Source organism: Williamwhitmania taraxaci, from assembly GCF_900096565.1.
Taxonomy (GTDB): Bacteria; Bacteroidota; Bacteroidia; order Bacteroidales; family Williamwhitmaniaceae; genus Williamwhitmania; species Williamwhitmania taraxaci.
Genome location: NZ_FMYP01000011.1, coordinates 63,676 through 77,354, shown reverse-complemented (window position 1 = coordinate 77,354; position 13,679 = coordinate 63,676). Strand labels below are relative to the sequence as shown.

The 13,679-nt window shown below is 39.5% G+C and carries 13 protein-coding genes; 12 read left to right on the top strand and 1 reads right to left on the bottom strand.

Annotation, left to right across the window (positions count from 1 at the left end; all coding sequences use genetic code 11):
• The 4 genes from BLS65_RS04715 to BLS65_RS04700 all read left to right on the top strand — a co-directional run.
• Positions 1 to 272 (top strand): ATP-binding protein (locus BLS65_RS04715; protein WP_170829999.1); only part of this gene is annotated, 272 nt, incomplete at its 5' end.
• 25 nt (positions 273 to 297) lie between these two features.
• On the top strand, positions 298 to 2,466 hold the full coding sequence (locus BLS65_RS04710; protein ID WP_092436394.1) for a DUF5916 domain-containing protein: 2,169 nt from the start codon (positions 298 to 300) through the stop codon (positions 2,464 to 2,466).
• A 99-nt stretch (positions 2,467 to 2,565) separates the two neighbouring features.
• A complete protein-coding gene (locus tag BLS65_RS04705) occupies positions 2,566 to 3,600 on the top strand; it encodes a threonine aldolase family protein (protein ID WP_092436392.1) in 1,035 nt (344 codons plus the stop codon).
• Positions 3,601 to 3,773: 173 nt separating this feature from the next.
• On the top strand, positions 3,774 to 5,093 hold the full coding sequence (locus tag BLS65_RS04700) for a serine hydrolase domain-containing protein (RefSeq protein ID WP_092436390.1): 1,320 nt from the start codon (positions 3,774 to 3,776) through the stop codon (positions 5,091 to 5,093).
• Here BLS65_RS04700 and BLS65_RS04695 read toward each other — a convergent pair.
• Positions 5,080 to 5,682, bottom strand: coding sequence for an LON peptidase substrate-binding domain-containing protein (locus tag BLS65_RS04695; protein WP_092436389.1), 603 nt, complete (start codon positions 5,680 to 5,682; stop codon positions 5,080 to 5,082). The two genes, BLS65_RS04700 and BLS65_RS04695, sit on opposite strands and share 14 nt — an antisense overlap.
• A gap of 87 nt (positions 5,683 to 5,769) precedes the next feature.
• Between BLS65_RS04695 and BLS65_RS04690 the strand changes: the two genes are divergently transcribed.
• The 8 genes from BLS65_RS04690 to BLS65_RS04655 all read left to right on the top strand — a co-directional run bounded on the left by BLS65_RS04690 (position 5,770) and on the right by BLS65_RS04655 (position 13,669).
• Positions 5,770 to 6,501 (top strand): head GIN domain-containing protein, encoded by a 732-nt coding sequence (locus BLS65_RS04690; RefSeq protein WP_170829998.1) that lies wholly within the window; start codon positions 5,770 to 5,772, stop codon positions 6,499 to 6,501.
• A 135-nt stretch (positions 6,502 to 6,636) separates the two neighbouring features.
• Positions 6,637 to 7,263: a TetR/AcrR family transcriptional regulator gene (locus BLS65_RS04685; protein ID WP_092436385.1), complete on the top strand. Its 627-nt coding sequence runs from the start codon at positions 6,637 to 6,639 to the stop codon at positions 7,261 to 7,263.
• 54 nt (positions 7,264 to 7,317) lie between these two features.
• A complete protein-coding gene (locus BLS65_RS04680) occupies positions 7,318 to 8,568 on the top strand; it encodes a TolC family protein (protein WP_092436383.1) in 1,251 nt (416 codons plus the stop codon).
• Positions 8,569 to 8,713: 145 nt separating this feature from the next.
• On the top strand, positions 8,714 to 9,607 hold the full coding sequence (locus BLS65_RS04675) for an HlyD family secretion protein (RefSeq protein ID WP_092436381.1): 894 nt from the start codon (positions 8,714 to 8,716) through the stop codon (positions 9,605 to 9,607).
• 7 nt (positions 9,608 to 9,614) lie between these two features.
• Positions 9,615 to 10,520, top strand: a complete 906-nt coding sequence (locus tag BLS65_RS04670; RefSeq protein WP_092436379.1) for an ABC transporter ATP-binding protein — start codon at positions 9,615 to 9,617, stop codon at positions 10,518 to 10,520.
• Positions 10,521 to 10,526: 6 nt separating this feature from the next.
• A complete protein-coding gene (locus BLS65_RS04665; protein ID WP_092436377.1) occupies positions 10,527 to 11,279 on the top strand; it encodes an ABC transporter ATP-binding protein in 753 nt (250 codons plus the stop codon).
• A gap of 165 nt (positions 11,280 to 11,444) precedes the next feature.
• Entirely contained in the window at positions 11,445 to 12,554 is a 1,110-nt protein-coding gene (locus BLS65_RS04660; protein WP_092436404.1) for an ABC transporter permease, read from the top strand.
• 8 nt (positions 12,555 to 12,562) lie between these two features.
• Complete coding sequence (locus BLS65_RS04655) at positions 12,563 to 13,669, top strand: ABC transporter permease (protein WP_092436375.1); 1,107 nt, start codon at positions 12,563 to 12,565, stop codon at positions 13,667 to 13,669.
• Positions 13,670 to 13,679: the final 10 nt, after the last annotated feature.

Here is a 13,679-nt window from a genome sequence, read left to right as displayed (position 1 = left end):
AAACCGACCTGTTGATACTGGATGATTTTGGGTTAACAGCCTTTGACGATCCTGCAAGAAATGCCCTAATGGATATCGTTGAACAGAAATATGACAAGACTTCTATTATCATTGCCGCACAGATACCAGTAAAAAACTGGCATGAAACAATTGGCGAAGGAACCATTGCCGATGCAATTCTAGACCGCATGGTTCACTCTTCACATCGCATTGAATTAACAGTAGAGTCAATGAGAAAAAACAAGATGAAAAAAACTCAAATTAATTCATAAATTTGGTCACGAAATCATCCTTTTTTTGTGGCACAATATCACCGAAACAAGTGGCACAATATCACCGAAATATCAACAATCTCGAAGAGATGTTATTTCATCCATTAAATCAGACTATTTTGCCGTATTGCTTAGCCCTTATAACGACGGGATCAATGCGGTAGAGTTTATTGTTTCCGCAGCAGGCGTTCAGGGCGATATTAACCTTAGTGGTTATAACGAAGATTCTAATTGGGATGCGGTTTGGATTTCAGCCATTCAACATACCAGTTTTGGATGGATGGTAGAGATAAAAATACCTTATTCGGCCCTTCGGTTCTCAACAAAACAGGAACAAACCTGGGGAATAAATTTCATGCGCAGGGTGAAAAGCAAAAATGAGTTGCAAACCTGGAGCCCCATTGATAATGGCATTAAAGGAATTACAAATCAACTTGGAACAGTCACCGGAATTTCTGAATTAAAACCTCCAATTAGACTGGCATTTTACCCCTACTTATCAGGATATTATGAAAAATTACCTACCAACCATAAAGCATCGCAATCACTGAATGGGGGAATGGACATCAAGGTAGGTATTTCCAAAAGTTTCACCCTCGATGCAGCGCTTATTCCCGATTTTGGCCAAGTCCAATCCGACGATCAAGTCTATAATCTTTCACCATTCGAAGTGCAATACGCTGAAAAAAGACAATTTTTTATTGAGGGCATGGATCTTTTTAAGCGTGGTGGAATATTCTACTCAAGGAGAATAGGGGGAACTCCCACAAGTAATGGATCAGTTAGTAATAACCTACTGCCAAACGAAATTATTACAGAGAACCCATCGGAAACCAAATTGATAAATGGGATAAAAGTTTCAGGTAGAACTTCCGGAGGATTGGGAGTTGGGTTACTAAATGCAATTACAGCAAAAACAGAAGCCGCCATTGAAGATACGGTAACTGGCATTGCTCGAACCATCCAAACTCAAGGACTAACGAACTATAATATAATTGTTTTTGATCAGAACCTCAAAAACAACTCCTATATAAGTCTCATAAATACACATGTTTATCGCCGAAACGACAACTTTAACTCCAACGTAACTGCCACTGAGTTTTTGCTACGAAATAGGGCAAATAGTCTTCAATTAACGGGGATTGGTGCCTATAGTCGTATCGATAATAGCGAGTTGATAAATGGTTACAAATATCAATTAAGAGCTGAAAAAACAAGTGGTACTCTTACCTATGGGGTTTCACACAACACGGAATCCGAAGAGTATAATCCGAATGCACTTGGCTACCTTCAGGCACCCAATGAATTTACTCAGAGTGTGTTTGCTGGCTTCAAAATTCTCAAGCCAACATTCGGTTTCCGAAGTTTATCCTCAAATTTCACCCTTTATAACTCAAGCCAATTTGCACCCCGTGTCTATACTTCGAGAAGCGCATCGCTCAGTTTTGTTGCAACCGAAGCGGCTCACTACTTCACTTTTGGAGGAAGCGGCTATTTGGATATTGAAAACGAGCATAACTATTACGAGGCAAGGGTTCCTGGAAGAATGGTAATTCTACCAAAATTCTACAATATAGATTTCTGGATATCATCTGACTACAGAAAGTTTTTAGCAATCGATGCTACTATCGACTATACCGTGGGTGATAAATATGGAGCAAATACTACTACTTACAAACTATCACCACGATTGAGATTCTCAGATAAGCTTTTCCTAGTCTATTCCTACACTTTTGAAGATTCTAAAAACTCAATTGGGTTAGCAGATAATGCAAATGATCCAATTATATTTGCTACAAGAGATATTTCAACATACGTAAATGTGCTTGAAAATCAATACGTTTTCAATAGTAAATCTTTTGTAAGTTTGCGAGCACGTCACTATATTAAGAAGATTAGTTATAACGATTACTACGCCCTCGAAAACAACGGAACGTTGAGCAATACCTCCTATAATGATCTAAAAGACAAGACGTATACTAACTTCTATATCGATTTGTCATACCAATGGACATTTGCACCAGGAAGCACGCTATCGTTGGTTTGGAAAAATACAATTGTTGATAGTAAGGATTATATTCGCACTTCGTTTATGAATGATTTGAGGGAAACTTGGTCCAACAATCAAGGAAATAGTTTTTCTATAAAGTTCATTTACTATATTGATTATCTTATGCTAACAAAAAGAAACTAACGTTTAAGAGTGTTCGGCATAGAGTTATATTCAGAATAATACAATAATTGCTACTTACCTTTTGGGTGGTATTTAATCCCCAAAAAAAATATTAATACGATGGAAAACAATTTTAGAAGTTTTGCAAGCGACAATAATTCAGGTGTTCATCCACAAATAATGGAGGCTCTTTTAAAGGCCAATTCTGGACATGCAATTGGATATGGCGATGATGATATCACTCGCAAGGCTATACAGAAAATTGAGACCCATTTTGGCTCTTCTGCGCAGGCCTTTTTTGTTTTCAACGGAACCGGGGCTAATGTGACGGGGCTGCTGGCTGCCACCCATAGTTTTAGTGCCATAATTTGTTCCGAAACGGCCCACATTAACGTGGATGAGTGCGGTGCTCCCGAAAAATTCACAACATGTAAGCTATTAACCGTGCCAACGAATGATGGAAAGCTTACGCCTAGTCTTATAAAAAAACACCTTCACGGTTTTGGCTCCGAACATCATGCTCAACCCCGAGTAATTTCCATTAGCCAAACAACGGAACTCGGCACTCTGTATAAACCTAATGAAATAAGAGACTTAGCCTCCATTGCTCACGAAAATGGCATGCTTCTGCATATGGACGGCGCACGCCTCTCCAATGCTGCCGCTGCTTTGGGATTAAGCTTTAAGGAGTTCACCGCCGATTGTGGTGTCGACTTTGTAAGCTTTGGTGGAACTAAAAATGGATTAATGTACGGAGAGGCAGTTGTCTTCCTAAATACATCGTTAGCCGAGAATTTCAAATTCATTCGCAAACAAGGAATGCAGTTGGCCTCTAAAATGCGCTATATCTCTGCTCAATTCCTAGAGTTTTTAAGCAATGACCTCTACTTACAAAATGCAAACCATGCCAACAGTATGGCCAAGATACTGGAAGCTAAGGTAAAATCCATCCCTGAAATAACCATTACCCAACCAGTCGAAGCAAATGGCATATTCGCAATCGTCCCACAAAGGGCTATTGTCGAGCTGCAGAAGTATTATTTCTTTTACGTATGGGATGAAGACAAAAGTGAGGTTCGCTGGATGACTTCATTCGATACAACTCTTGAAGATATTGATGGATTCATCAACCAGCTCAAGCAAGCATTGAAATAATATTGACGAATGTCAAATTAGAAGTGATCAATTAGGTAGTATCCATATAAGCCTGTTTTATAGTAAAATATAAAACAGGCTTTTTTTTCAATACAGATAATTATATATCTAAAAGGCCTTAATCCATTGAGTTTTGGAATATTTGTCCCATTTTTAGGCAAAATCGAATTGAAATGAGCCGCATCTTAAAGACCATTCTTCTCCTAACCATATTTTTTTCCTTGGAGCTTTCCTCTCCGGTTAAATTGAGTTCTGGAAATTCAAAACCTCCGGCAAAAGATTGCTTATTAGGTATTACCCCACGTCTTTGTAACAGCGATTTTTACAACGAGGATTATAGCAGTATCGACCAAAAAGTCGAGAAATTCAAGAAATATTGGGGATTAAAAGGCGTATCTCTAGCAATTGCAAAGGATGGTAAACTAATCTACGCAAAGGGTTACGGTTATTCCAACGAAGAAAATCGGGAAGTAGTCGAACCATATAGTCGATTCAGAGTAGCGAGCATTTCCAAACTGGTTACTGCAGCGGCAATAATGAAGCTGGTAGAAGAACAAAAGTTATCCCTTAATGATAAAGTTTTTGGTAGTAATGGGATTTTAAACAACCCATACTATGGAATTGCACAGGACCAGCGGATTTACAATATCACGGTTAGGGATTTGCTCCACCATGCAGGTGGTTGGAGGGCCCACTATGGAGACCAGCTGTTCATGTCCGATTATATTGCAAAGTCATTGAACGTTCCAAAGCCGTTAAAAATTGATGATATCATTCGGTTCGTCTATACAAAAAGCCTTCACTTTACACCAGGGACCAAAAGCTCATACTCAAATTTTGGCTATGCTTTACTCGGCCTAATTATTGAGAAATTAACGAATGAACCCTACGAAGATTATGTCAGAGCAACCATTCTAAAGCCATTAGGAATAACAAGCATGACCATAGGCCGATCGACAAGAGATAGTATGCTTACTGACGAAGTGGCTTATTATGAGGTGCCTGAAGCAAGAAAGATAACCCCTTACTATGCACAGACCGGACTAGTAAGCAAGAGCAACGGAGGTAATGACATTCGATTGCTAGGTGCTGCCGGAGGTTGGGTTAGTAGTTCCGTTGATTTAATCAAGCTGGCCCTTTCGTTGGATGGTGAAAATACCGTTCCCGATTTATTGTCAAAAAACACTATTGATACGATGGTTATTAGACCAAAAGGATTCTTACCTATTGGCTGGATTAGAGCAACTGAAGAGGGGCGATTTGTTCGAACTGGCAACTTTGCAGGAACATCCACCATTCTAGTGAAGGAACCCAACGGTATTTGCTGGGTATTCCTCACCAATACAAGTCCGTGGTGTGGTTCTAAATTCCAAGGGAAGATAAACGTATTTATGCATGGGGTTCTAAATTCCATTCCCACTCTTGCACACCCAGATAATACTTCAGGTAAACCTGAAGAGGAGATTGAGGAAGAGGAGGTTAGTTTAAACTAAAATTACTACGGAGTTTCTCTTCTTGATTCTTTATTAATGCTTGGAATTGAAGCATTTTATATAGAAAAGATTCTTTTCTACCAATACCATCTATGCTCACAAGGTGAAATTTTTCTTCAGGAGATAGGTATATCTTATTGGCAATATCATATATATCCACCTTTTCCATTGTAGAAAGCGAACCATAGATTCCATTGAAATTTAGGCCCAACTGTTTAACCAACACCATTATATCCGGGTTGTTTGTTTCATGATCAACCTCCCAATCAATCACTTGACCGCCACCATATAATTTTCCAGGTAGTCTATTCGAGAAAGAAAGAACTTCAAAAATGCGGATACCCTTAATCATTATCACCATTTCCCCTTTATTGTTTTCGGCCAATACCTTTTCAAGCCTAACTTCAGTCCCTAATTGCGTTAATCCATCGGCAGAGATAAAGGGTATTCCAAATGTCATCCCAGTATCTTTTACATCATTAATCAACTCCTTATAACGAGTCTCAAAAATTCGCAATGGAAGTTCTTCCTGTGGAAAAACAAACGAAGGCAAAGGAAAAAGTGCTAATTGCTTACTCTTTGAAACCATTGTTGCTTATATTTATCGCATCGGTTAAAATAAAACTAAAACAAATGTTTCTGCGTTATATGTATGTTCGTAAAAACCATAATTAGCATGAAAAGGTTCATTTTATCAGCAGTTTTCGCCATTAGTTGCGCCATTTATCCTGCATCAAGTGTTATTGCCCAAGTTAACTATACTCGAAATTTAAGCGATTTCGACAGGGTAGAAGTTTATGGAGAAGTCTATTGTGAAATTTCATTTGCCAATAAACAATCGGCTCGAGTGGAGGGTATCGGAATCACATCCGACGATCTTGAAATCAAGGTTGAAGGACAAACTCTTCGAATTAAATTAAAACCTCGAATCTACAACCATGTTGAGGTTAAGGTATTTCTAACTTACCAGAAGATTCGGGAGATTAAAACCGCAGGTGCTGCTGTACTTGTTTGCGCAGATACAATTGCCGGGGACAAGTTAGCCGTGGATGCATTGACCTCATCAACAATACGACTTCAGGTAAATCTTTCGAACCTTGAGCTAAAGGCAGGCCAAGGAGCCACAATTTTTGCAAAAGGTAGCGCAGCAACACTGGAAGCCGCTTCTGGATCAAAAAGTATTATCTCTGCATACGGGCTTGAAGTGGAGAAGGCATTTGCTTCCTCTACGTTTGGCGGCATGTTGAAACTCCATCCAACCGAATATCTTGAAGCAAAAGCCAGCGTTGGTGGAACCATTTATTACCTTAAATCGCCCAAGCAGATTAAGGTATCCGAAAACCTAGGTGGTAAGGTGGAGGAGGTTTCATTTGACGATGAAACAAACGCGCCAGACTCTTTGCAATAAGTCCTATGAACACAAGTCATTAATAAATAGTGATTTGTGTTTTTTTGTCCGTGATTTAACCATACGGTTAAATCGTTTGGATAATGCAAGAAAATAGTTTTACTTTGTAACAGTTTAACCAACTAATTAATCTACATGGTTAATAAGAAAGAAATAAGTAGCGAAACGGAGCAAAAAGTGCTGGATGCTGCACGAATTGTTTTTATAAGCAAGGGGATGGATGGCGCACGGATGCAAGAAATTGCCGATACAGCCGGAATAAACAAGGCCCTTTTGCATTACTATTTTAGAAGCAAAGAAAATCTCTTCGAAAGAGTGTTTACCGAAGCCGTTGGAAAAGCGTTGCCTTCCATTGGTTCGTTTATGGTTTCCGATAAGCCTTTTTGGGAAAAGGTTGATTTCTTTATAGATAACTACCTTACGCTTATTATGGAAAATCCATTTATACCAAACTTTATTGTTCAAGAGATCAACCGTGATCCTCAAAATCTAATTCGTTTGATGCAGCAGAACAATATCGACTTTACGAAAATCATTGCAGTGATTAATCAGGATATCATAAAAGCCAATCTCCGGCCAATATCAGCAGAACACTTTGTTATGAATCTAATTGGCTTATGCGTTTTCCCATTTGTGGCGGCTCCAATGCTTACGCTTATACTTTGCAATGGAGACACGGAACGCTTTAATTCAATACTGCTTGAAAGAAAAACAGTTGTTTTTGATTTTGTAAAGTATTCTTTAGAGAAAAATAACCTCTAATTACCACAACACAGGTTACACTTACCAGAATAAAATATCAATAAACACTATTCTATGAAGAAGGTTCTAATATGTCTCTTTATGGTTACCAGCATCATGGCTAATGTATCTGGGCAAGACCTTTGGTTTTTCATTCAAAAATCCCAAGTTAACTTTCCAATGGCAAGGAACCGAACTACAATTGATTCCATCGTCTTGCTAAAGGTAAAAAACAGCCAAAATACATGGTTTCCTCAGTTAAACGTTATTGGTCAATCTACCTATCAGTCCGAAGTAACTAAACTCGATCTTCCGGCACAATTTCAAGGACTAGCAACACCTGTTGATAAAGATCAGCATAAAGTATTTCTGGAGGTAACCCAGATGCTCTACGATGGAGGATTGGCCCAAAACCAGAAACTGGTTGAGTTAGCCTCAGGACAGGTTCAGCTTGCACAACACGCTACCTCCATGCACGAGTTAAAATCACGGGTTGTTGGTGCCTATTATGCCATACTGTTGGCGGAGGTTAACATGCAGCAACTCGACGCACTAACCAAAACTCTGGAAAAACGGTTATTAGATATCGAATCTGGAATAGAATATGGAACAATATTAAAATCTTCATTATCATCGATTAAGGCAGAATTGCTTAATGTTGAACAACAAAAAATCGAAGTCACTCAAGCACGAGAATATGCACTCCAAATACTATCGATTCTCTCGGGTTTGACCATTGATAGTTCGTGGGAATTTTCATCACCCGACTCAATTCCAACCTTTAACGGTCAAATGCCTGAAATACTTGCTATTGAAGCAGAAAGCAATCGACAACACTCACTGATCGGAATGAGCAGCGTAAGACGACGACCACAACTCGCACTTTTCGGACAAGCAGGCTATGGAAAACCGGGATTAAACATGATGGGAAACTCTTGGGATACATACTACCTAGCAGGAGTAAAACTCACTTGGAACCTTTGGGATTGGAACAAAACAGCAAACGAGAAAAGGATTTTAGGGCTAAACCAGCAGCAGTTGACTGCACAGCGAGAAACAACCATTAAAAACATGGCTGTTAGAACTGCCGAACAGGATGGAGCAATTGCGAAGCTGGAGCAGATTATTTTGCGTGATAAGGAAATCCATCGATTAAGAGAAGAAATTACAGCCGCTACGCTCGCCTCTGTCAAGGAAGGTGCCTTGAGAGAGGTTGATTATATCTCCGATTTAAATACTGAGTTTCAAGCGCGAATCGAGATCGAAAAACACCAACTACTGCTAAATCAATCTAAAATCTTAAAACTTTTAATATCTGGATATTAAGCCTGTTTAACTTAAAATAACTTTAAGCATGCAGTTCCAATTTGCACTCGGATATTTGACCCTTAAAATGGTTATTGGTAATTCAAATTGGACGAACTATTTTACCTGAGAATATTAATCTTCACGACCTCAAATTAACAATACGATGAAACACATACTCACTATCAACTTTCTTTCCATCGCTTTTCTACTTGCTTCGTGCGGAAATGGAAACAATAAATCAGATGGTTACGGTACATTCGAATCCACTGAAACGACCGTATCCTCCGAAGTTCAAGGCAAAATCCTCTATTTTCCAGTAGAGGAAGGACAGCTACTTAAAAAAGGAGAATTGGCTGCACTAGTAGATTCTACTCAAACATATCTCCGAGTGTTACAAGTCGAAGCACAGGTGGAATCGATAAATTCGAAGAAGCAAACCATTGCTGCCCAAGGCCAGGTTTTAGATCAACAGTTGGAGAACATCAACAAAGAGGTTCGGCGTGCCGAAGGCCTCTTTAAACTGAATGCTGCAACTCAGAAACAGGTGGATGATGTTACCGGTCAGGCGAAAGTTATTCAGATGCAAAAACATGCACTTAACGTTCAATTGGCTGAAATTTCTATCGAGGCAAAGGCACTTGGAATGCAGGTAATGATGCTTAAAGATCAACTTGCTAAGTGTAGAATTGTAAACCCGGTAACTGGTACTATACTAGTTAAGTATGCCGAGGTAGGAGAGATTATTGCTCCAGGAAAAGGCATCTATAAAATTGCCGATCTGTCGGAAATCAACCTTAAAGTTTACATTTCAGGCAAGCAACTCAGCGATATTCATCTGGGCGATTCGGTAACGGTAATCACCGATATCGCTACAGGGTTACATGAGCAACTGGGCATTATTAGCTGGGTTTCTCCAGAGGCCGAGTTTACCCCAAAAATAGTTCAAACAAGGGAAGAGCGCGTGAAGCTTGTTTACGCGGTCAAAATACGCGTTAAGAATGATGGTAGTCTGAAAATTGGCATGCCCGGCGAAATGAAGCTAAAGCTCAATAGATAGGAAATCTATGGAATACGATGTAGTTGCCCAAGAAATTGGCAAGAAATACGGTAACATTTTGGCACTTAACGACATCTCATTTTCGGTTGGTCGTGGCGAGATCTTTGGGTTAATTGGACCCGATGGTGCCGGAAAAACAACACTATTTCGAATACTTACTTCGTTAATTATTCCCGACTCGGGAAACGCAATGGTTTGTGGACTGAATCCAGTAGCCGATTACAAGAGGTTACGCTTGAAAATTGGCTATGTGCCTGGGAAATTCTCTCTTTACCAAGATCTAACGGTGGAGGAAAACTTGCAATTCTTCGCAACGGTTTTTGGAACTACCATCCAAGAGAACTACTACCTAATCAAAGACATATACAGTCAGATTGAGCCATTTAAAACTCGACCTGCCGGGAAACTCTCGGGAGGAATGAAGCAGAAACTAGCCCTTTCATGCGCGCTAGTACATAAGCCAGATATACTTTTCCTCGACGAACCTACAACAGGCGTGGATGCTGTTTCACGGCGAGAATTCTGGGAAATGCTCAAGCGTCTAAAAGATTTTGGTATAACCATCATTGTTTCGACACCATACATGGACGAAGCGTCCCTTTGCAACCGCATTGGCTTAATCAACAAGGGAAAGCTCCTTTCGGTAGATACTGTTGATGCCATAAACCAAAAGTATCCGTTTCCAATTTTTGCCGTATCAGGTCCAAAACTCAACAAGTTACAAGCATTTTTGCGCGAACAACCATTGGTGGAAAGCGCATATCTGTTTGGACAAGCATTACATGTATCAATAAACAAGGGGGCTAGCGGCGAGATGCTACAAAACGTAATTCGCTCAGCGGGCCTTCTTGACGTAACGGTTGAGCCCATTTTGGCAAATATTGAAGATTCATTTATGATACTTACAGAATAAAACACGATGGAATCATCTGAAATGTATGCGATTAAAGCTGTCGATCTTACAAAGTCGTTTGGTTCGTTTGTTGCGAACGATAAGCTCACCTTTGAAGTTAAAAGGGGAGAGATCTTTGGATTTCTAGGGGCTAATGGTGCCGGAAAGACTACTGCCATCCGAATAATGTGTGGACTTCTGGAACCAACCTCCGGACAGCTGGAGGTTGCCGGTTTCGATGCATTTAAGCAACGTGAAAAGATTAAACAATCTATTGGCTATATGAGTCAAAAGTTTTCTATGTATGAAGACCTTACGGTAGCGGAGAATATACGCCTCTATGCTGGAATTTATGGAATGAGCCGGAAAGATATTAAGGCAAGAACATCACGGCTACTTGAGCAATTAGACATGAAGGAATATCAAAAAACTCTAATTGCTGATATTCCTTTGGGATGGCGACAGAAATTGGCATTTTCGGTGGCAATTTTTCATCAGCCCAAAATTGTTTTTCTCGATGAGCCCACCGGTGGCGTTGATCCCATCACTAGAAGGCAGTTCTGGGACCTGATTTATGACGCATCGGAACAAGGCATTACCGTGCTGGTTACCACGCACTATATGGACGAAGCAGAATACTGCCAGCGCGTAAGCATCATGGTAGATGGTAGAATAGCGGCGCTGGGAACTCCTGCTGAATTAAAATCGGAATATAAATCGTCCTCAATGGAAGATGTTTTCATTCGAATTGCACGTCCCAACTGGAATAATAGCCATTAATCTCAAGTTTTCATTTAAGATTTTGAAGTCGTCATAAATTCTCCAATAAAAACATTTAACAGCGTTCTTACACAACTAGTTTACAGTGCTCTAAAAAACATTTTACCAAAAATGTACTCCGCGGACGAATACAACAATTGCTCAAACACTGCAAAACAACTACCTATGAAATACTTCATTGCATTCATCAAGAAAGAGTTTCAGCATATTTTCAGGGACAGGAGAACCTTATTGATATTATTTGGGATGCCCATCACCCAGGTCTTATTATTTGGCTATGTAATTAAGAACGAGATAAAGGACGCATCCATCGCTATTCACGATAAATCACACGACTACCAGACCCAAGCCATTAGTAATAAACTGGTTTCGTCGGGATATTTTATGCTATCAGAACAAATCTCGAACCAAGACGATTACGAAAGGCTTTTTCGATCGGGAAAAGTGAAAGAAATCGTTGTCTTTGAACCAAATTTTGCACAAAAGACAGGTAGAGGAGAGGTTGCCAAGATTAACATAATAATGGATGCCACAGAACCAAATTCAGCAACCATGCTCTCGTCCTATACATCTGCAATAGTCGAAAGCTATACTTCAAGTAACTTGCTTGAGTCTGAAAGAAAGAATATGGGAGTGAAGCCCCATATTCGAATGCTATACAATTCGGAACTTAAGGACGTTTTTATGTTTGTCCCCGGCATAATGGCCCTTATTCTATTATTGGTATCGGCAATGATGACCTCCCTTTCTATTGTAAGGGAGAAGGAGATGGGGACTATGGAAATCCTTTTGGTTTCGCCCCTCAAGCCATTTCACATAGTAGTTGGAAAGGTTGCCCCCTACATGATTCTCTCCATTTTAAACGCCGTGGCCATACTTCTAATTGGAACCTTAGTATTTGGACTTCCAATTCGAGGCGGGCTGGTCCTAATCCTCTTCGAATCAATTATCTATATCTTAGTGGCCCTTTCCCTAGGTATCCTCATCTCTACTCTAGTGAAAAGTCAAATGGTGGCCATGTTTATTTCTATGTTTGCCCTAATGCTTCCCACTACTTTACTTTCAGGGTTTATTTTCCCCATCGAGAATATGCCGAAAATCCTTCAATACCTCACCCTGATTATGCCACCACGGTGGTTCATCGTAATCATTAAAGCTGTAATGCTCAAGGGTGCCGGATTGCTTTCAGTTTGGAAAGAAACATTGATCCTTGTGGGAATGATTGCAACACTGCTATCAATTAGTATTTTAACATTTAAGAAACGACTAAACTAACTACTGCAATGAGACCCATCCTATTTTTGCTTCAGAAAGAATTCACGCAGATTTTTAGAGATAAAACGCTCCTGAGAATGATGATAGGACTCCCTGTAATCCAACTAATTGTATTGGTAAATGCAACAACATTTGATCTAAAAAACACCAATTTAGCCATAATAGACCTTGACAAAACGCCAATATCCACTCTGTTGGTCTCCAATTTTTCTGATTCCCCATTTTTCACACCAGTTTTGGCAACTGAATCGGAAAAAGAAGCCTACTATGCCGTGGAAGTAGGAAAAGCAGATGCAATACTGACCATTCCCAAAGGGTTTGAAAAAAATTTCAATACAGGTAAGTCTGCTGATGTAATGGTTGAAATAAATTCTATAAATGCTTCTGCTGCTGGACTAACAAGTAGCTATTCTAATGCCATAATCGGTAACTTTAATAAGCGTAATCTGAATTCTGGTCATAAGCTAGAAATGCCAATAAAAACGGAGGTTTCTTACTGGTATAATCCGGAACTCAACTACAAACTATTTATGTTACCCGGAATTTTGGCAATTCTGGTCACCATTATGGGAATGTTTATGGCAGCAATAAATATGGTAAAAGAGAAGGAATTAGGCACTATTGAACAGCTAAATGTAACGCCACTCAAAAAATACCAGTTTATAATATCAAAACTATTTCCATTTTGGCTAATTGCACTTTTCGAACTTTCTATTGGCTTAATGATAGGATATCTCCTCTATGGAATTAGAGTAGAAGGAAGTTTAGCTGTATTATATACGTTTTCGGCAGTTTACCTTGTAGCAGTACTCGGGTTTGGATTGCTTATTGCATCCCTTTCCAATACCCAACAGCAGGTAATGTTTATCTCATTTTTTTTCTTGTTGATTTTCCTCCTAATGAGCGGGATATTCACTTCCGTCGAAAGCATGCCTTTATGGGCTCAAAGGTTTAACGTTATTAATCCAATGGCTTACTTCATGAGGGTAATCAGAATGGTATTTCTCAAAGGTTCAGACTTTTATGATATACGTCGCGAATTAATTGCTATGACAATTTTTGCAATTGGAAGCATTACAATAGCAGTAAAAACATTCAAAAAGACAGTTGCATAAAACCAGCCCA